The sequence below is a fragment of the Halalkalibacter oceani genome (genome assembly GCF_023715605.1).
Taxonomy (GTDB): domain Bacteria; phylum Bacillota; class Bacilli; order Bacillales; family Bacillaceae_D; genus Halalkalibacter; species Halalkalibacter oceani.
The window spans coordinates 445,706-464,596 of sequence record NZ_JAMBOL010000002.1 but is presented as its reverse complement, the minus strand read 5'-3'; the positions used below and the strand labels follow the sequence as shown (position 1 = coordinate 464,596).

Below are 18,891 nucleotides of genomic sequence, written 5' to 3'. Positions count from 1 at the left end.
GCCACACGCATCACTAGAAGGAAAAGTACCTGTCGTGAACCCAGAATTAAAAGGGCTTCCAACTATGCCAGCTCGTTGGACAAAGCTTATAGAGTTAGCTCAAAAATGGATAGTCGAGCAACGGGCGAACCTTTTTGTTTAGCAGAGCCCTTGAGCAAATCAGCAATCGGCGTTAGCGAACCCTTGACAAACCGAACTTGCCAATGGTTTAAAATGGTAAAACCAAGGGCTTATTTGGCATGCCTACTTTTGTTCCCTTCGCCCTTGATAAGCTCGAGTCAAACCATTGGCGTGTTTGTCAAGGGCGATTGCGTGGCCTTCCCACTAAATTCATGGAAAGAATCTGAACCATCTACCGACTTTTCATAGAACTTTTGACAGTACCACAACCCTTCCAAAAACACTCACTTCTTATTATAGCATAGCTTTGAAAAAACGGTGAACGACGTGACAAAATTAGAACGTTTCAGAAAAAGGATTGTTCGATCCCGCCCGGCGCTTTACAATAGAAACTATCAATGACTTTCAAGAAAGAGGCCGAGCCGCACATGGGTACGTACCAGACATTTGTGACGCAATTATTTAAATATTATTTTATCAGCTCCCTCATCTCGGTCATCGGAGTGGGTGGCGTTCTTTTCGCGACAACTCTTCAGGTTGAACAAGGAGATATTCCGGTGCTGCTGCGGATTGTGGTCCTTTCCTTTTTGATCATGATTGTCGTCGAATGGCTCGTTTACCGCCGCGACCGCAAGCCGATTCAACAGGCTTTCAGCAGTCCCGCCCCCTCAAAAGAACAGCTTCGAACCGCATTTGATCAAGCACACCGCTTCCCGATGCTGACCGGGCTTAGAGTAATGGGGCCCCATTTGTTCGGGTTAAGTCTTCCCGCTCTTCTCCTAACCTGGCAGGCGATTCGTAACGGTCAGCTTTCCTTTTCTTATGATTATTTGTTTTATGCTCTCCTCTGTGCCGGGCTTATTTCAGCAATGCACGCCATGATTGAATATTTTAAAGCGTCGCAGGCCGTGGAACCCGTCCTGCTCAAATTGCAGCAGCTTTCACGTGAGCTCTACCAGGAAAAATTATCCTTTCATGGAAAGGTACTCGTGTCGATTCGGACGAAATTTCAACTGAGTGCTCTTTTGATCGGTGCATTTCCACTGCTTCTTTTCAGCGTCGCCACTCAGTTCAGGCTTTCACAGAGCCCATCATTGCAAATGGAGCAATTTATTAGCTGGTCCCTCATTGTGCTCGCTATCGGCATCATGTATGGCGCATGGCTGCTCTATACAACCATCATGACGCCTTTGACCCAACTGACGAAAACGATGAACGAGGTGGAGCAGGGCAAGTTTGACGTGCGGCTTGAGGAATTTTATTCGGATGAATTCGCGATGGTTACCGACGGCTTTAATCATATGGTCGAAGGGCTGGAACAGCGGGAAGTAATGAATCGGAAAATGAACGAAAGCTTTTTCACGACGTTGGCTGCCGCCCTTGATGCCCTTGATGCCCGTGATGCCTATACGGCTGGTCATTCCGAGCGCGTCGCCCGGTACGCCGTCGAAATCGGCCGCAAAGCGGGCTTTTCAGCCGAAAAAATAGCGCTAATAAAGAAAACCGGCCTGCTCCATGATATTGGGAAAATCGCCATTCCCGATGCCGTCCTGTTAAAGGAAGGCCATCTGACCGATGAGGAGTTCACGATCATTCAAGAGCACCCCGTGCGCGGAGAAGAGATCCTGAAGCAAATTCAGCCGCCCGAGCTGATGGCTGCCTATCTCCCCGGGGTCCGCTCCCATCATGAACGAATGGACGGCCGCGGCTATCCCGATCAGCTCCGCGGCAAAGAGATTCCGGTAATGGGAAGAATTCTCGCTGTCGCCGACGCGTATGATGCGATGACTTCCGACCGCCCGTACCGGAAAGGGATGGACGTGGAGAAAGCGATTGCGATTTTGGAAGCAGGAAAAGGAACACAGTGGGATGAGCGTTACGTCGATTATTTTATTGATTGGTTACGGGAACAGAAGCAGCTCCACCCGGAAGAAAACCGTAAGAAAGCCGCTCAACCGGCAAACGAGGAAGCGTCTGCGCTCTCGCTAAAATGATCGCGGGGTGTCAAAAGGACATACAACCTTTTGGCACCCCTGTTTTTGTTTCTTATTCCAAATGATACGGTGTTTCCTGATACACATAATAATTGAGCCAGTTTGAAAAAAGCAGATTGGAATGAGCTCTCCATCTCAATTTAGGCAGTTTTTCAGCATTGTTTTCAGGAAAGTAATTTTCCGGCACGTCGATTTCCATCCCTTTCGTCACATCGCGCTCGTATTCCTCCTGCAATGTACAGGCATCATACTCAGAATGTCCTGTCACAAAAATTTGCTTGCCATTTTTTGAGGCCACTATGTAGACACCGGCCTCTTCTGACATGCTGAGCAACTCGAGATCATTCACCTTCTCGATATCCTCGCGTCTCACTTCTGTATAACGGGAATGCGGCGCAAGAAACTCATCATCAAACCCGCGCAGCAGCTTGACATTCGGCTTTTCAATTGTATGCGTGTACACCCCGAACTTCTTCTCTGCTAACGGGTACTTCTTAATGCCATAATGGTGATAAAGTCCGGCCTGTGCTCCCCAGCAAATATGCATCGTTGAGGTGACGTTGTTGACGCTCCAATCCATAATCGAGGTCAATTCATCCCAGTAATCCACATCTTCAAACGCCAGCTTCTCGATCGGCGCTCCGGTGATGATCATGCCGTCAAAGCGCTCCGTCTTAATCTCATCAATCGTTTTGTAGAAGGAGGCCAAATGCTCATGTGACGTGTTTTTTGAAACATGGGTATCTGGGTGAAGCAGGGAAACTTCCACCTGCAATGGCGAGTTACCGAGCAAGCGCAGCAATTGGGTTTCCGTTGTCTCCTTGACAGGCATCAAATTTAAGATCACAATCTTTAGTGGACGAATGTCCTGAGTGTAAGCGCGGCTCTCGTCCATGACGAAAATATTTTCTGCATTTAATATCTCTTTAGCAGGTAAATGATCGGGAATTTTAATCGGCATTGCAGTACAAACTCCTTTACTAATCAATCTGTTTTTTGTATGTTCTCTTTTCACTCCATCCATACTACGAAAAAAACGTAACATTTCGATAATTTAACTTATCATGAATAGGATGATTTCGCAATTATTATGAAGAAAATCGGCTGCGTCGTTTTTCTTTTAAAAAGGGTGATGACAATGAAAGTCCGTATAGAATGCCATTATCAGCCAGCGAAAGGAAAGAAAACGTTCGAGCTACAATCGGAGTGGCTGCGTCTTGAAGACGCCCTTCTTCTCGTGGAAGACCTTGAAAAAACAGGTCGCCTCAAGCTGGCTGTTTTTTACGATCAGCAGGAGTCAAGCTGGACGAAAAAAGAAATCCTCCGTTTTCTTAAACAACTGGAAACCGAACCGCAGCATGTTATCGCCTACATCGACGGCGGCTATGACCGTTCAACGAAAAAAGCCGGGATTGGCGTTGCGATTTATTATGAGCAGCATCATTCCCAATGGAGGCGCCGCTTCAACGACTGCCTTGAACTGCTGCAGGATAACAATGAAGCCGAATATGCAGCGCTGTACCGCTGTATCCAGGAGCTGGAGAGCATGAATGTTACCCAGCAGGAGGTAACGATTCACCTCGATTCGATGATTGTCGCCAATCAGGCATCCGGAGAATGGCCGTGCTATGAAGAGAACTATTCAGCCTGGCTCGACCGGATTGAACAGCTGGCTAAAAAGCTTGGCCTTATTTTACATTACCAGCAGATTGACCGCAATCAAAATAAAGAAGCGGACAGCCTCGCGAGTCAGGCGCTGACCGGCATTCAGATTGAAAGCACAATTGAACGCAGCAGCCGGCCGCCAAAGGCATAACTTCAAGCCCTAAACCAGTGAAGTCGCCACACTTGCCGGCGTCGTTCCGCCCATTGCTTAGGGGCTGGGAAAAAGGTAAAAAACAGCCTTTTGTCCCAGCCCCTGCAATATTTTTCAGCGCGATCCCGGCTTTGCCACGCCCCCGTTTTATCGCTGAAGAGCGGCCACTTTTTCGGCAAGTCCGGTATCGAGCCGGGTAACCCCGAGCGGCTCAAGTACACGGCCATATTCTTCGTGATGAAAGTCCGAGCCCCCGGTCACGTAGAGCGTCTTCTTTTGCTCCCGTTCAATCTCGTTCACAAGCGCAAGGTAGCGGGTGACCGCCTCTTCGTCATGATCGCGGTGGTATACTTCGATTCCATCAAGCCCCCACTCCGACACCCACATCTTAATGTCCTCGTCTTTATCATAGTAAAGCGGATGGGCGACAACAGCGATCCCGTCCGTCTGATGGATTCGGTCGATCGCCTCTTTCACCGACAATTCCTTTGATTTCTCGACATAGGCCGGCTTTCCTTCGGCTAAATAACGGTCAAATGCTTCGGCCACCGTGCCTACATAGCCGGCATCAATTAACGCCTTAGCGAGATGAGGCCGTCCGACGCTTCCGCCATCGACATAGCGCAACACCTGCTCCGGTGTAAGAGAAAGGCCGAGAGCAGCAAGCTTCGACAGCATCGTGTGCAGCCGTTCTTGCCGCAGTTCCTTTTGCTCAGCGAGCATCAGCTGCAGCGCCTCATCCTTCCAATCGAAGGCATAGCCGAGAATATGAATGCTTTTTCCTTGATATGTAGTTGAAAATTCAATACCGGGGATGACCGTAATGCCAAGCTCCTGTCCTGCCTGACGCGCTTCATCGATCCCGCCGACGGTATCATGATCCGTCAAAGCGACGATGTCAAGCCCCGCCCGGCTGCATTTTTTCATTAGTTCAGACGGAGAGTACCCTCCGTCTGAGGCCGTTGAATGCAAATGCAAATCAGCGTTTTTCGCAGTTTTTCTCATTATGTTATTCCTCACTCAGGGAAATATCCCAAACAAGCTGGCCGGTTCGCAAATGGTCGGTATACACAAGCTCATACCGGCTTCCTTCTGGCACAAGAAACGCGATCTCACCGCGGTTCGTGCGACCAGGATGAAGCTGTCCGCCGAGAATGCCTTTTGTTTCGATCGAAGAGACATGATTATACGCATACCCCTCCTCGTCGACCAGTGTCATTTTATACATCGAAAATTCATAAACGGTGTCACGAACGTTTTCCAACGTCAGATCAGCAATCACATAATGCGAGCCAGCCTCTTCTGACGGCTCCGTTCTGACGGAATTCAATGTGATTTCCAGACCGTTCACCTCGCGGCCCTGCCCATCATCGGCCACGGCAGAGGTTGTCCGTCCCTCTGACTGGTTCAGGCCGCTGTAGCCAATCAATACAATCAATCCTAAACATAAGCTTAAAAACAGTAATACTTTCCCCTTCATCATTTCTGTCTCTCCTTCACCTTGTCTTCCTTGTACGTTATGATTTATGGAGAGAGGTTATACCAGAACTTTTACCTCCACCATGTATCGAAAATGGTAACAGGAAGCTGGCGTTTATGTTCCGTCTGTATATAACGGGCTTCAATTTTTTCTTTTACTTCCGCTTGAACGCTTCTGCCTTCCAAATAATCGTCAAGCTGCTCATAGGTCATCCCGAGCGCCACTTCATCCGGCAACCCCGGCTTGTCGTCTTCCAGATCGGCCGTCGGAGCTTTTGTATATAAGTGCCCAGGAGCCCCAAGCTCTTTCAGCAAAGCTTTCCCTTGCCGCTTCGATAAACCGAATAACGGCACAATATCGCAGGCGCCATCGCCATGCTTTGTAAAAAAGCCGGTGATTGCTTCAGCGGAGTGATCAGTGCCGATGACAAGACAGCCGTAATGAGCGGCGACATCATATTGAGCTTTCATCCGTTCACGCGCCTTCGTGTTCCCTTTTGCGAAATGCGATAGCGTTTCACCCGTCGCCGCCTCAAACGCGCGAACCGACGCATCGACCGCTTCTTTAATATTAATCGTCAGCGTCTTTGTCGGTGCGATAAATTCCACCGCCGCCTTCGCATCCTCTTCATCAAACTGCTCGCCATACGGCAGACGAATCGCGTAGAAACTAACCGATTTGGTCGTCGCTTCCTGATTTAATTCATCCACTGCCAGCTGCGCCAATTTACCAGCCAGCGTTGAGTCCTGTCCTCCTGAGATTCCGAGCACAAAGCCGTTTGCCCCGCTCTGGACAAGATATTCCTTTAAAAAGTTAATGCGGTTGCGGATTTCGATCTTTGGATCGATTTCCCTTTGGGATTGCAAATCAGCAATAATCGATTTCTGTGTGACTACCATCATTCATCCTCCTATCTTTTCTTGTCTCCTATTATATCAAGTTTCATGCTGAATGGTAGGTATCCCCAACTTCACTAACTGTTCTTCTTTTCCCTCTTTATTCAGGATAAAACGTTGTTTCTCGCCGAGCAAGTCAAAATGAGGAAAAGGCTCTCGCTGATGAAGCCACTCTTCCTTTAAACCATATTGCCTTCCCCACTTTACAAGCTTCTTCCGGTCAGCACAAGCGACTTTTGTAACAGTTGTGCAACCCGGAAAACGCTCGTCCAGCCAGTAATGGGTGAGAAAAGCAATCTCGCCCGCTTCGGCCTGCCTCTTCCAGGCAAGTAATTCAGCCCTCTTGATTCCAAATGCCATCTTGACCCCTCCATCTAAATATGCTTGTCATTATAGCATAGGAAATGACGATTTACTGTTCTTTTGTTTGCCGCCTTGCGGAAAGCTGTTAGGAGCTGATTGATTATCAGCTCGCCGCATATCAAAAGCTGGAGATAAGCCGAAAAAAGTGTGCCAAAAGGAAGAATTCCCTCTGGCACACCCCCGAAGCAGCCGGTGGCATTTATCTTACCGGCGCCGCTTCTATTTTTGTTTGTTATAGCCTTGCTCACGAGCGTCGATTTCATCGGCGATTTCCTCGTCGAACGCCTTCATGCTTTCTTTCCGTCTTTTATTTTTGGCTTTTACCGCTTTCTTCTGTTCGCGTGACATGTCCGTATGGGCGACTGCCTCTTTCGCAGCTTCCATATTATGCTTCGTGTTTTCCTTCATTTTCTTCAGCTTTTCTGCATTATCAGCACGATTATCCGGCTTTGCCATCATAATCCCCCCAAAAAATAATTAGGTGTTGCGTTTATTAGTATGGAGAGCTGCCGGGTATTTATACATGCACGATTCGTTTATACGCCTCATCCCACTCAGGCAAATGCTTGCGGATTGAGACAGGACGGAACGTATCTTTTTTGACGCAGACGTGGGTACTGCTTCCGACGACGCAGATCATCCCGGCTTCATTGACAACTTCATAATGATAGGTCACCCGCAGTCCGTCATAGCCTGCGACCCACGTCTTTACCGTGACGATATCGCCGTATGTCGTCGGGTTTTTGTATGAGACTTGGATATCCGTCACCGGGGAGAGGATCCCTTCCTTTTCCATTTCGGCATAATGAAAACCGAGCTCTTTCACCAGCTCCGTCCGGCCTAACTCAAACCAGACAAGATAATTGGAATGATGAACCACTCCCATTTGATCCGTTTCAGCATAGCGTACGACGACTGGTGTTTCTGTCACATGCATCACTTATGTCCCCCTTCTGTAACGAGCAAACGCAGATCTTCTTCTGTAATTGTCATTAACTGCTCAGCGTCATGCGCCTGCTGCTCCTGCAGGCGCAGAGCCTGAAGCTGCACAAGCCGTTCAAACACATCTACCGCATAACGGGCGTTAGCCGGATGCTTCTTAAGCATCACCTCTGTTTCCAAAATGCTCTTCGCCCGGCCGCTAAAGCGGTAGTCAGCCTGCTCAGCGCGTTCAAGCACGATCTCGACAAGCTCTTCCTTCGTGTAATCATCAAAAGAGAGCTGTTTTTTAAAGCGCGAGCGCAAGCCGGGATTGCTCGCAAGCAGTCTTTCCATCTCCTGCTCGTAGCCGGCGAGAATGACGACGAGATTTTCCTGATGAACCGTCATTTCCTGAACGAGCGTATGGATTGCCTCCATGCCAAAGTCGCCTTTTCCCGCTGAAAGCAAGGCGTATGCCTCATCAATAAACAACACCCCGCCTAACGCGTCGCGGATGAGCTCCTTCGTTTTTTGTGCAGTCTGCCCGACATAGCCGGCGACAAGATCGGCGCGGCCGGCAACGACCAGATGCCCTCTCTTTAACAGGCCGATTTCGTGCAATGCTTTTGCAAACAGCTCGGCAACGGTCGTCTTTCCTGTCCCCGGATTGCCGGTAAAGACGGCGTGAAGTTGCAGTGGAAGCGCCTGCAACCCCTGCTCCCGCCGTTTTTGCTGAACATCTGCAAATGACGTGAGCTGCTTGATTTCCCGCTTAACCGCTTTTAAGCCGACTAGCGCTTCAAGCGACTGTATCGCAGCCTGCTCTGTTTCTTCGTTTGCCTGAAAATGCTCGGCATCAAGAAACACGAAGTCATCGGCTTTTGCTTCCGTCAGCGTCAGCTCGGCTCCCTTTTCAAAAATCGCTTCCAGGATAAGATTTTTTACCGTACGGGCATTGCCGAACGATTCATCGACAGCCGCCCGTTCAATTCTACGCTGAAGCTCTCTTTTCGCTCCCTGCGTTAGCATATAATCGTTTTCCAGCGCCATCTTCGCCCCGATCTGCAGCAGCTCGTCAATCGTATAATCCGGTAAATGAATATGGTTCTGCTCGGGAAAGCGGCTGCGCAAACCGGGATTGGAGCGGAGAAACGTGCGCATTTCCGCGGGATAACCAGCTAAAATAACGGCAAATTGTCCGGCGTATTTTCCGCTTGTCATCGCCGAAACAAGCGTATCAATCACCGCTTGTCCATAATCATTTCCCGAAGCATCCGCCCGGCGCAGGCTGTATGCTTCATCGATAAACAGAACGCCTCCAAGCGCCCGTTCAATCGCCTTTTGGGTTTGCTCTTCTGTCTGACCGACATACGCGCCGACGAGAGCCGCACGGTCAACCTCGTACACTTCATCTCGTGTCAAAAGGCCAAGCTCATAATAAATTTTCGCGATCACACGGGCAAGATGAGTTTTCCCCGTTCCGGGATTCCCGGTTAAAATCATATGCATCGCCATGCCGTCTTTTATTTGAAAGCCCTGCTCCTGTCTTTCTTTTTGATAATGGAGAAAACGATGAAGCTTGGCGATCCGTTCTTTTACCTCGTTCAGACCGATGAGCGATTGCAATTCGACAAGAGCCTCAGGCTCTTGCTCCTCCGCCGACTGCGGCAGCAGCTCATCCAGACGCGAAAACAGCAGCTTTATGTCTGCTTCCGCCTGTTTTATTTGCTTAAACTGAGCTGCCGAATAATAAATGCCCTGGACTGAGTCGGCGTACTCCCCCGTCGCCTCGAGAATGCGGGAAAAAGGCTGCTTCAGCTCTGTCATCAGCTGATACAAACGCTCGAGTCTTTCCCCCTCTTTCTGCTGGAGAAGCAAATCCCGACCCCGTTCCCACTCTGCCGTCAATTCCTTCTCAAAAGAGAAAAACCGTTGGGCGATCCGGCGATAATCGTTCGCTGCTTTCTTCTTGGCCGAGCTATGATCGGTCTCGCGAATAACAGGAAATTCAGGTAGCCGCAGTTGATTTCCGATTTTTTTCAGCATGATTTGGCAGGTGATTCTCTGGACGAACCCGCTTTCCGGAGACAGTGTCGCCGCTCTTTCTTGCCACCGTTCAATCACCGGGTCAAGCTGTCCCGTTCGCTCAAGCCGGGCTGACGCCAGCAGGGCATACAATTGGGCCCGGTAAACCGGCGCCAGCTCTTCCTCCCTGCCTTCAAGCGCTTCGAGAATTTCCCATGCTGTTGCTTCCTGCAAAGGCTGTTCTTCTTCGCTTCTATTTTCAAGCCACTGCTTTATATCCGCCAGTGACCATTTACGCTGCAACATCTTTATCACGTCCTCTTGACTCGTCTGCCCCATTTTACCATGTTCACAAAGTTAATGGCAGTAGATCCCTCTTTCCATCACATTGCGGGCATAGGTTTCCATCACCGTGCCGTCGTCCGCGAGAAAGTCAATCGGATGTTCCTCCTGCCAGGTCTCATTGCTTGAGGTCACATGGAGAAACACTTGATTTTCAAGCGGAGCGATAAAGGAGCCTCCCTCATAGTGAATTTGCACTCTGGCGACGTTCTCCGGCTGTTGAATCATGCCGAAGGTGACATATGTCGCCGCGTACTCCTCATCATGCCAATTGCCGCTCTCGACGCGGAAGGTGCGGATTTTTTGCTCTTCCTCCACGACAGCTGTCCCTCCGACTGTCAGCATCGCCGCAGGAAGCCGTTTAAAGCCGCCTTCTGCTTGCTGTAGCTTTTCAGCAACGAGCTGCTCGCCATTGACCGTGTAGACGACATGCCATTCATCCTCTACTTGCTGTGCCACTGCGACTTCAATCACATCATCGTTTTCATACGTTTGCGAAACCGCGCTTTCAATCGTCGGATAAACCGTCTGATCCATGAGCAGCTCCTCCTGCACAGTCAAGCTCGACATGACGCCATGATATCCGACGAGAATACTAAGCAGGAACAGCGAAAACGCAAGCTGAAATTTGTTCCGGCGCAAAAGAAGAAAAGCAGTCGCAGCAATGGCTGTCGCTCCAGCTAAAATCAGGATCACCGTAACAGAAGGGGCAAAGCCGATCATGCCGGTTTGAAGCTGCTGTTCAGAAAGATAGAGGAACATCACCGAGACAATTGATTCTGTCTGCAACGTCTGGGCAACTTCATGAGGAGGCGTCTGCTCCGTCATAAACGCCGAAATCGCCAATATGAAATAAGCGAGCAAAGATTCAAGGCGAAAGCTTCCTATCACGCCGCTTCCGTCAAGCTGTTCCGGCTTCCGCCTGCCAAGCCAAAAATGGTGAAGACCGAACAGAAGCAGCGGCGCATAAATCAAATGCTTAAGCAGGAGAAGCTGTCCATAGGTGATTTGCCAGGCTTGAACGTATTGCGGAACAATGTCATTCATCAGCAAAAAACCGGACAAGGTGACAATCACGACTGCGAAAACGGCAAGCGGGGAAAACCAGCGAAAGAACTCTCCCGGCAGTCCATCTTTTGCCGCCCAGGCTAGTATAGTGAGCGGCCCAATCCAGACTGCCACTCCGGCGAGATGAAGACTGTTGCCGATCAATCCTGTTATACCGGCTACGGCAGCCCCATGGCCGGCCCAGCTTACTGTAATGATTAAAACAAGCAGCAGCAAAAGGGCAAAAGCCGACGTTTTTCTTGAGCGTGACAATGGTATCATGCTCAGCAGCATCCAGGCGAACACGCTCGCAAACAGGAAAGCCTGTCCAGCAGCATATTGCAACAGCACCGTAAATACCGCTTCAAAAAATTCCACCTGAAACTGGCTGTACAGCATATAGACAAGGCGGATCACCGTCAGCAAAAGCGACAGCGGGATCGCAACGACAGCTGCTTTCAATAACCAAAGCGGCAGCGTGACTGTACCCTGTTCCTTAAGCATAAAAAAAGACAAGGTGAAATAGCCTATTAATAAAATGAAGCTGGCATAGAGTAAGAGATTACCGATAATTTCCATATTAAATGTGAGCCTCCAAGCTTTCGGCGGGGTGATGTCATTCGTACATTTCCTACAAAATCACTTTGCTTTAATTTTAACAGAAGATTGGCGAAGAGAACATAGAAGAGAGGGCGAGTCTTCCCATCATAACAACAAAGCAGGAAAGGAACGCCGCTTTCCTGCTTCGTTTCGGTTAGCTACACCCGTTTATTCACGTCAAAGTTATCTTGAATTAACAGCCAGTTTTGCGGAAATTCGATTCTTAAAACCCAATAGCTGACCCCGCGCAGCCCTAGCTCCTTGACCAGATCAAACTTCGCCTGAATGCTGCGCGCATCTTCAAACCAGACTTCATGCTCCGTGCCGTCTTCTTCCTGGTAGAGGAAAAACGGCGACTGCGCTTGTTCATCATATTGAATTGTCGCGCCATACTGTGCGGCCAGTTCAATCGCCTGCTGCGGGCTGATCGCTCTTGCAAACTCTCCTCCCGGCTCAAATGGCAGTGTCCAGTCGTAGCCGTAAAGCGGAATGCCCATCATGATTTTTTCGACTGGCATAACAGATGCTGCATATTCCACCACTCTTCTTACCTGATCAAGCGGGGCAACGGCCATTGGCGGGCCACCGCTCCAGCCCCATTCGTATGTCATCAGTACGGTATAATCGACTATTTCACCATGGGCCGGATAATCATGCGCTTCGTACCATGCTCCAGCCTGTTCGCCGCTGACTTTTGGCGCCAATGCAGTCGACACTGTATACCCATGTTCTCGCGCACGTTGTACCGTGAGTCGCAAAAATTGATTATACGGCTCGCGATCTTCTGGACGTAAATGCTCAAAGTCGATATTTAAGCCGAGGTAGCCTTTTTCCGCCATAATCGCAAAGGCTTGATCGAGCACTTGATTTTGCAGGTTGATATCATTCAAAATGGCTTCTCCCAAATCAGCATCGAATTGATTTTCGACCATATTGGTAATGACAAGCACAGGGACAATGTGAAATGGGTAAGCGGCTTGAATCGACGGGGTGTCTTCGACTGGGATGAGCCCTCCTTCGGGCGTCACATGGTAGCTGAAAATCGATAAGTATGTCAATTCGTTGCCGACTTCCTGAATGACTTGAGGCTCGGTCTCCAATGGCGGGCGGGGCTCAATATAGCCGTTGACATCAATCGCAATCCGGCTGCGGGGTGGTAGAGCAAGCCTTTGATCAATCGCCAGCGGCTGACTTGGGTTTAACTGATTTAACGAAACGATCTCATCAATCGACACTTGAAAGCGGCGGCTAATTTCATATAAGCTGTCGCCGGGCTGAACGTAATAGAGGCGCCCGCTTATCGGAATAATCAACGTTTGACCAATGACGAGGTTGTTCGGGTTTGGCAGAGCATTTGCCTGAATAATCGCTTCAGTTGTTGAATCATAGGCATTGGCAATCCCGGTCAGCGTTTGCCCTGGCCTCACGACATGAATTTGCACAGCACGTTCCCCTCTCCCCAATACATTTGCTTCATTGTACGCGCGAAAGGATTGTCCTATCACAAAAATTCACGAACATGTCAGGAACCGGATGGAGACAAACCGGGAGCGGTGTGAGAAACTGTTGATAACGAGGCTGCTAACCAGAAATTCAGCGTGAAAGGAATGAACATTATTAAGAAGAGTTTTATTGTTTTGAGCTATGTAATCGTCGCTGTTCTGCTTTCTTTATATGGTGAACAACTGCTTCACTGGCTGCAAACGGGCGGAACCCGCTCGCTCATTTTAACATCCGTGGCGGCGACATTGTTTTCCCTTTTTCCGGTGATTCCTTATCCGGTCATTGGCGGGATTCTCGGTGCGGCCTATGGTCCCTGGCTCGGGAGCGGTCTGACGTGGCTCGGGTCATCACTGGCGTCGATCGTGATGTTTGCTGCCGTACGTTACGGCTTTCAAGATTGGGGCAGCTCCTTGCTTTACCGTTATAAGCACGCCGCAAAGCTCACTCATTTATTTGAACGAAACGCCTTTATGACCATCTTTCTCTCACGGTTGATTCCGATTATTCCTTCAATCGTTATTAATATCTATTCTGCTTTAAGCCGGGTCCCGTTCTGGCCCTATGCTTGCGCTTCGTCTCTCGGGAAAATCCCGTCGATGTTTTTGTTCGCCATTGTCGGAAATTCCCTCGTGACCAGTCCGGGAAATCTTGTTTTTATTTGCTTCGTGTATGCGGGGTTCTTACTCATCGTTTATTTGCTTTACCGCTTTTTCAATCGGCAGGCGCCATCTTTTGGCCGCAAACCGCTGTAACAGCTTTAGGCATGAAAGAGAACAATACGGCGTTTCAGCCAGAGCGTCACATAAAAGAAGCCGTAACCGATCCACACTCCTAAGGAATTCAGAATTACATCATCAACATTTGCGACGCGGTGCGTAAACAGAAATTGACTCGTTTCTATCATGAGGGAAAAGCCCATGCCGATCAGGACGACGACAAGCGCGTGGCGAAGATGTCTCCAAACTGCCGGCAATAAAAAGCCAAATGGAACAAAGAGAAGAATATTACCGACTAAAATTCGCAGAGGATCAAGAATCGTCGGGCTAAAAACGCCGATGCGGTAAATGCTCCGGAAAGGAATGAGATTGTAATTTCGTCCGCCTGGCCCGGCCGGTCCAAGGGAAGCCCCGTAATTCCAGGCCAACAGCGTAATATAAAGGACAACAACGATATATAGGAAAAGCAATGTTCGTAAAATCAGCGTTTGCTGCTTCATCATCTTAGCCTCCTGCTGCTACTTCATCCTCTTCTATTATTTCGTCGATCAAGAGGTTTGACAAGTCATTTTGCTCGACAAAGGCGAAGAGGAATGTCCAAAAAGGTCGAGGCTGGCACAAACTGTGAAATTCCCCAATTGAAAAAGCATCTCAACGCCGCACGTGCGGTCATTGAGATGCTCCTTTTTCTCCCTATCCTTTTGGCGGGATATAATCCGGCTGTTCATTGCTTTTCGTATTCATTTGTTTCCCTTTATTAGAACGGCTTTCTACCGGCTGTGTCCCAAGGTGATCGGGCCGAAATTGAGCTGAAGTTGATTTGGCACTTTTCATATTAATCCCCTCCCTTTTTACTATCTTTCCTCGCGAGAAGACAATTATACAGACAGCTGCTACAGTTCTATCCGCTCAGCCGGAATGGCCCGCTTCAATTCCCATTTTTCCTCTAAGCGGTCCAGTGCATCCTGATCATTCATCAACTGTTCTTTGTTTTCTTGCACTAATTCCTCAAATGTTACTTTTCTGACTCTTCTCAACATAAACACTCCTTTTTCTTTTACATCTATTGTGGAAAAAAAGGAGTGTTTTTATACCTGTTATTTCTTTTTTGGGCTAATAAAGACATTTCCGGCTTCATCCAACGTCAATAAAAAGATATCTTCAGCATTTGAATAGCCGTACTGCTGAATGGTTCCCCTCAGCCAGTCGAGCGTTCCAACCTTTCTCACATTTGCTTCAATAATATGACCATCTTCGATCAGCACGCTCGAATATCCTTTCGACCGCGGACTCTGCTGCAAGTCATTCGGGGTCGCCGCGTCATATTTTGATTTTTTGATGACACTGATCGTTCCGTTCATTTCCAAAATCGCATAATCGATCTCCGATAAGTCACTCGCGCTGCGCAATCGTAAGTCCATTAAAAACGATTCAAGCGTAATTTTCGCTTTGCGCAACTCATCGTGCAAAATTTCTCCATGCTTCATTAAAATAATCGGTTCGTCTTCAATAATCCGGCGAAAGCGCGGGGTATGGAGAGCCACAATCGATAATGTTAAATGCAAACCGGCAGTCAATGCCGCTGCGGCAACCGGACCGCTTAAAGGAAGCTCTCCGTCCGTTAACGGCTCTCCGAGAATATCGCCGATGACGACGCCAAAAATAAAATCGAGTGCATCAATCGAACCCATCGACCGCTGTCCGAGAACTTTTACTATTAGAAAAATATATACATAGACGATCCCGGCCCGAATCATAAAGCCATATATCGGTAATGTCTCAGAACCCATCCAAAAGTCGAACATCTGCTTACCTCCGGGGACCTGGTTTCCAACGGATGAGACGTCTGTGGCGTTTTTTCCGTCAAAACCTCCTAATGAACGATTTACTTTTGATCCCGACTCATTTTCTCTGCTTCCACTTCTGCGTAAGAAGCAAATTCAGTGTCTGCTTCGTTGCGCTTCCCCTGCTTTTTCGCATTGTTATTGCGCTGTGCATTGGCATTTCCTTTTTTCTGTCTACCCATATGCTTTTGGCCTCCTTCTTACAGGAATTTTTTGTTCAATCACGTTTTAGGTTATCCTAGTGTGGCTTTCTTCACTCAGCCATCTTTATCCATTACGGTACGTGAAATTATTATCTAATCAGGCAATGGCTTCCCTCATTACTTAAGGGCTGGGAAAAAGGTTATTTCCACCTTTTTCCCAGCCCCATTTCAATTAGACGTTTGCAATTTTATTGCGGAGTACCATTTGTAGAATACCACCGTGACGGTAGTAATCCATTTCAACTTCACTGTCGAAGCGGACAACGACGTCAAATTCTGTTTTTGTGCCATCTGCTGCTGTCGCGACGACTTTCACAATGTCGCGCGGCTTGACATCATTTGTAATTTGAACATCGAATGTTTCCTCGCCTGTTAAACCAAGCGTTTCAGCGCTGTCCCCCTCCTTGAATTGAAGCGGAAGAACACCCATCAATACAAGGTTACTGCGGTGGATCCGCTCATAACTTTCAGCGATAACGGTTTTAATCCCGAGTAGGTTTGTTCCTTTCGCTGCCCAGTCACGTGAGCTTCCCATACCGTAATCTTTACCGGCAAGAATCGCCAGACCTGTATTGTCTTCTTTATATTTCATCGCTGCATCATAGATAGACATTACTTCTCCGGTTGGCCAGTATGTTGTATAACCGCCCTCTGTACCAGGAGCTACCTGGTTACGAATCCGGATGTTCGCAAATGTTCCTCGCATCATCACTTCATGATTACCACGACGAGATCCGTAGGAGTTAAAGTCTTTCGGCTCGACTCCTTTAGAGATGAGATACTTCCCTGCTGGAGTATCCTTACCGATCGCCCCGGCCGGTGAAATATGGTCTGTCGTAACAGAATCGCCAAACTTCCCGATTACACGCAGTCCGCCAAGCGGCTTAATGTCTTCCGGATCTGGAGAGAGCCCTTCAAAGAATGGCGGATTCGCGATGTACGTTGAATCCTCATCCCACTTATACAGCGCATCATCAGTTGTTTCAATCTGATTCCAGCGCGGATTGCTGCTGAAGACTTCCTCGTATTCACGACGGAACAATTCCGGCGTAACCGTCTTATTAACGACTTCTTTCACTTCGTCAGCAGTAGGCCAAATATCAGCGAAATAAACATCGTTGCCATCCTTATCCTTGCCGAGCGAATCGTTTCTCAAATCGATATCGACAGTTCCCGCAAGTGCGTATGCGACAACAAGCGGTGGAGAAGCAAGATAGTTCGCCTTGACAAGCGGATGAATCCGTCCTTCAAAGTTACGGTTCCCTGATAACACAGACGTTACCGTTAAATCGCTTTCGGCAATTGCTTTTTCAATTTCTTCCTCTAAAGGTCCCGAGTTACCGATACATGTCGTACAGCCGTAACCGACAATGTTAAAGCCGAGCTTCTCCATATACGGAAGCAAGCCGGAATCTGTTAAATAACCTGTTACCACCTTTGAACCAGGAGCAAGCGACGTTTTGACAAATTCAGGTACTTTCAGTCCAAGCTCTACCGCTTTTTTCGCAACTAGCCCCGCACCAACTAAAACATACGGGTTAGACGTATTCGTACAGCTCGTGATCGCGGCGATCGCAATCGAACCGGTCTTCATAGTTGTGTGACGGCCATCTTTAAAGTTAACCGTAACTGTCTTGTTGAACTCATCTTCTGTAAGTCCGAGTCCCTGCGTTCCCTGAGGAGCGACAACCGCACTGCGGAACGATTTTTGCATATCAGTAAGCGGAACAAGATCCTGCGGACGCTTAGGACCTGAAAGGTTTGCTTCGATTTTGCTAAGATCCACTTCCACGACATCTGTGTACGTTGGATCCGCTGTTTCACCGGCAACATAGAACAGTCCGTTTGCCCGGCAGTATGCTTCAACAAGCTTGATCTGCTCTTCTGAACGACCCGTTAAGCGCATGTAATTAAGAGCTTCTACATCCACCGGGAAGAAACCACAAGTTGCACCGTATTCAGGGGCCATATTCGAGATTGTCGCGCGGTCGGCCAATGGCATTTCAGCAAGGCCCGGACCGAAGAATTCAACGAACTTGCCGACAACCTTCTTCTCTCTTAACACTTGCGTTACTTTTAAGGCGATATCCGTCGCAGTCGTACCGCTTGGAAGCTCACCAATAAGCTTAACCCCGATCACTTCTGGCACAGGGAAGTAAGAAGGCTGGCCAAGCATACCCGCTTCGGCTTCAATACCACCGACACCCCAGCCAAGAACGCCGATTCCGTTGATCATCGTCGTATGGGAGTCCGTACCTACTAACGTATCAGGGAATGCGACTGTTTCGCCATCCTGTTCAACAGCATGAACGACATTGGCAATGTATTCGAGGTTTACCTGGTGAACGATACCTGTTGCCGGCGGCACTGCGCGATAGTTGTCAAACGCTTTCTTCGCCCAGCTTAAAAATTGGTAACGCTCCTCGTTCCGTTGAAACTCCAAATTCATATTGTACACAAGGGAGTCATTTGTCCCTGCTTTATCAACCTGTACGGAGTGATCGATAACAAGATCAACAGGGATTTCAGGGTTAATTTGATCAGGATTCCCGCCCATATCGGCCATCGCCTTACGCAATGAAGCCAAGTCAACAACAGCCGGCACCCCGGTGAAGTCCTGCAAAATAACACGAGATGGTTTGAAAGGAACGTCAATATCCTTCAATTCACTCGTGCCCCATTTGGCTAAATTTTCCACATGTTCTTTTTTGATAACATAGCCGTCATATTGACGCAATACTGATTCCAATAACACTTTTACTGAGTATGGTAGATTCGAAACGTTTCCTAAACCCGCATCCTCCAGGGCTTTTAACGAGTAATAGTTGATTGTTTTTCCATCCAAAGAAAAGGATGATCGCGCGTTGAATACATCATTACTTTTTGACATATGTATACCCCTCCTTCACATGACTATCATAACGTAAACTGCCGGGATTGTCTAAAATCATGTCTCTAGTCCCCCCGCCTACCATAGTCTAGAGGTAATTTTTCGCTTCCCAAACAGTCCTTCTTTAGCAT

At 48.4% G+C, this 18,891-nt stretch carries 19 protein-coding genes; 3 read left to right on the top strand and 16 right to left on the bottom strand.

The window, feature by feature from the left end; translation table 11 throughout:
* The first annotated feature begins 548 nt into the window (after positions 1-548).
* A complete protein-coding gene (locus M3202_RS04915) occupies positions 549-2,114 on the top strand; it encodes an HD domain-containing phosphohydrolase (RefSeq protein ID WP_251222219.1) in 1,566 nt (521 codons plus the stop codon).
* 52 nt (positions 2,115-2,166) lie between these two features.
* Here the strand turns inward: M3202_RS04915 and metA are convergent, their stop codons facing one another.
* On the bottom strand, positions 2,167-3,075 hold the full coding sequence (gene metA, locus M3202_RS04910) for a homoserine O-acetyltransferase MetA (protein WP_251222218.1): 909 nt from the start codon (positions 3,073-3,075) through the stop codon (positions 2,167-2,169).
* 177 nt (positions 3,076-3,252) lie between these two features.
* Between metA and M3202_RS04905 the strand changes: the two genes are divergently transcribed.
* On the top strand, positions 3,253-3,930 hold the full coding sequence (locus M3202_RS04905) for a reverse transcriptase-like protein (protein ID WP_251222217.1): 678 nt from the start codon (positions 3,253-3,255) through the stop codon (positions 3,928-3,930).
* Between the two features lie 147 nt (positions 3,931-4,077).
* Here the strand turns inward: M3202_RS04905 and M3202_RS04900 are convergent, their stop codons facing one another.
* The 9 genes from M3202_RS04900 to M3202_RS04860 form a co-directional block, all read right to left on the bottom strand.
* Complete coding sequence (locus M3202_RS04900; RefSeq protein ID WP_251222216.1) at positions 4,078-4,935, bottom strand: PHP domain-containing protein; 858 nt, start codon at positions 4,933-4,935, stop codon at positions 4,078-4,080.
* A 4-nt stretch (positions 4,936-4,939) separates the two neighbouring features.
* Positions 4,940-5,413, bottom strand: a complete 474-nt coding sequence (locus tag M3202_RS04895; protein ID WP_251222215.1) for a DUF4352 domain-containing protein — start codon at positions 5,411-5,413, stop codon at positions 4,940-4,942.
* A gap of 68 nt (positions 5,414-5,481) precedes the next feature.
* On the bottom strand, positions 5,482-6,309 hold the full coding sequence (nadE, locus tag M3202_RS04890; protein ID WP_251222214.1) for an NAD(+) synthase: 828 nt from the start codon (positions 6,307-6,309) through the stop codon (positions 5,482-5,484).
* A gap of 36 nt (positions 6,310-6,345) precedes the next feature.
* Positions 6,346-6,666, bottom strand: coding sequence for a hypothetical protein (locus M3202_RS04885; protein WP_251222213.1), 321 nt, complete (start codon positions 6,664-6,666; stop codon positions 6,346-6,348).
* A gap of 222 nt (positions 6,667-6,888) precedes the next feature.
* Positions 6,889-7,125 carry a small acid-soluble spore protein Tlp gene (gene tlp / locus M3202_RS04880; RefSeq protein ID WP_251222212.1) on the bottom strand — a complete coding sequence of 79 codons (237 nt, stop codon included), beginning with the start codon at positions 7,123-7,125 and terminating at the stop codon, positions 6,889-6,891.
* A gap of 61 nt (positions 7,126-7,186) precedes the next feature.
* A complete protein-coding gene (locus M3202_RS04875) occupies positions 7,187-7,606 on the bottom strand; it encodes an acyl-CoA thioesterase (protein WP_251222243.1) in 420 nt (139 codons plus the stop codon).
* Positions 7,606-9,921: an AAA family ATPase gene (locus M3202_RS04870; protein ID WP_251222211.1), complete on the bottom strand. Its 2,316-nt coding sequence runs from the start codon at positions 9,919-9,921 to the stop codon at positions 7,606-7,608. Before M3202_RS04870 ends, M3202_RS04875 begins: the two co-directional genes overlap by 1 nt.
* Before the next feature lie 51 nt (positions 9,922-9,972).
* A complete protein-coding gene (locus M3202_RS04865) occupies positions 9,973-11,583 on the bottom strand; it encodes a copper resistance D family protein (RefSeq protein WP_251222210.1) in 1,611 nt (536 codons plus the stop codon).
* A 179-nt stretch (positions 11,584-11,762) separates the two neighbouring features.
* Positions 11,763-13,046, bottom strand: a complete 1,284-nt coding sequence (locus M3202_RS04860; protein WP_251222209.1) for a glycoside hydrolase family 18 protein — start codon at positions 13,044-13,046, stop codon at positions 11,763-11,765.
* Between the two features lie 195 nt (positions 13,047-13,241).
* Between M3202_RS04860 and M3202_RS04855 the strand changes: the two genes are divergently transcribed.
* On the top strand, positions 13,242-13,859 hold the full coding sequence (locus tag M3202_RS04855) for a TVP38/TMEM64 family protein (protein ID WP_285890169.1): 618 nt from the start codon (positions 13,242-13,244) through the stop codon (positions 13,857-13,859).
* 5 nt (positions 13,860-13,864) lie between these two features.
* Here M3202_RS04855 and M3202_RS04850 read toward each other — a convergent pair whose 3' ends face one another.
* The 6 genes from M3202_RS04850 to acnA form a co-directional block, all read right to left on the bottom strand.
* Positions 13,865-14,323, bottom strand: a complete 459-nt coding sequence (locus M3202_RS04850) for a VanZ family protein (RefSeq protein ID WP_251222208.1) — start codon at positions 14,321-14,323, stop codon at positions 13,865-13,867.
* 193 nt (positions 14,324-14,516) lie between these two features.
* A complete protein-coding gene (locus M3202_RS04845; protein ID WP_251222207.1) occupies positions 14,517-14,657 on the bottom strand; it encodes an acid-soluble spore protein N in 141 nt (46 codons plus the stop codon).
* A gap of 59 nt (positions 14,658-14,716) precedes the next feature.
* On the bottom strand, positions 14,717-14,860 hold the full coding sequence (locus M3202_RS04840) for an FbpB family small basic protein (protein WP_251222206.1): 144 nt from the start codon (positions 14,858-14,860) through the stop codon (positions 14,717-14,719).
* A gap of 60 nt (positions 14,861-14,920) precedes the next feature.
* Positions 14,921-15,628, bottom strand: coding sequence for a DUF421 domain-containing protein (locus tag M3202_RS04835; protein WP_251222205.1), 708 nt, complete (start codon positions 15,626-15,628; stop codon positions 14,921-14,923).
* A gap of 80 nt (positions 15,629-15,708) precedes the next feature.
* The gene (locus tag M3202_RS04830) at positions 15,709-15,849 is read right to left on the bottom strand and encodes a hypothetical protein (RefSeq protein ID WP_251222204.1); all 141 of its coding nucleotides are present in this window, start codon (positions 15,847-15,849) and stop codon (positions 15,709-15,711) included.
* A gap of 193 nt (positions 15,850-16,042) precedes the next feature.
* Positions 16,043-18,760, bottom strand: coding sequence for an aconitate hydratase AcnA (gene acnA, locus M3202_RS04825; protein WP_251222203.1), 2,718 nt, complete (start codon positions 18,758-18,760; stop codon positions 16,043-16,045).
* Positions 18,761-18,891: the final 131 nt, after the last annotated feature.

Coding starts and splice junctions, on each gene's coding strand:
- M3202_RS04830 (WP_251222204.1), bottom strand. CDS start 15,849: ATGGGTAGACAGAAAAAAGGAAATGCCAATGCACAGCGCAATAACAAT.
- M3202_RS04845 (WP_251222207.1), bottom strand. CDS start 14,657: ATGAAAAGTGCCAAATCAACTTCAGCTCAATTTCGGCCCGATCACCTT.
- M3202_RS04885 (WP_251222213.1), bottom strand. CDS start 6,666: ATGGCATTTGGAATCAAGAGGGCTGAATTACTTGCCTGGAAGAGGCAG.
- M3202_RS04850 (WP_251222208.1), bottom strand. CDS start 14,323: ATGAAGCAGCAAACGCTGATTTTACGAACATTGCTTTTCCTATATATC.
- M3202_RS04870 (WP_251222211.1), bottom strand. CDS start 9,921: ATGTTGCAGCGTAAATGGTCACTGGCGGATATAAAGCAGTGGCTTGAA.
- acnA (WP_251222203.1), bottom strand. CDS start 18,760: ATGTCAAAAAGTAATGATGTATTCAACGCGCGATCATCCTTTTCTTTG.
- M3202_RS04835 (WP_251222205.1), bottom strand. CDS start 15,628: ATGTTCGACTTTTGGATGGGTTCTGAGACATTACCGATATATGGCTTT.
- tlp (WP_251222212.1), bottom strand. CDS start 7,125: ATGGCAAAGCCGGATAATCGTGCTGATAATGCAGAAAAGCTGAAGAAA.
- M3202_RS04875 (WP_251222243.1), bottom strand. CDS start 7,606: ATGCATGTGACAGAAACACCAGTCGTCGTACGCTATGCTGAAACGGAT.
- nadE (WP_251222214.1), bottom strand. CDS start 6,309: ATGGTAGTCACACAGAAATCGATTATTGCTGATTTGCAATCCCAAAGG.
- M3202_RS04895 (WP_251222215.1), bottom strand. CDS start 5,413: ATGATGAAGGGGAAAGTATTACTGTTTTTAAGCTTATGTTTAGGATTG.
- M3202_RS04865 (WP_251222210.1), bottom strand. CDS start 11,583: ATGGAAATTATCGGTAATCTCTTACTCTATGCCAGCTTCATTTTATTA.
- M3202_RS04905 (WP_251222217.1), top strand. CDS start 3,253: ATGAAAGTCCGTATAGAATGCCATTATCAGCCAGCGAAAGGAAAGAAA.
- M3202_RS04915 (WP_251222219.1), top strand. CDS start 549: ATGGGTACGTACCAGACATTTGTGACGCAATTATTTAAATATTATTTT.
- M3202_RS04900 (WP_251222216.1), bottom strand. CDS start 4,935: ATGAGAAAAACTGCGAAAAACGCTGATTTGCATTTGCATTCAACGGCC.
- metA (WP_251222218.1), bottom strand. CDS start 3,075: ATGCCGATTAAAATTCCCGATCATTTACCTGCTAAAGAGATATTAAAT.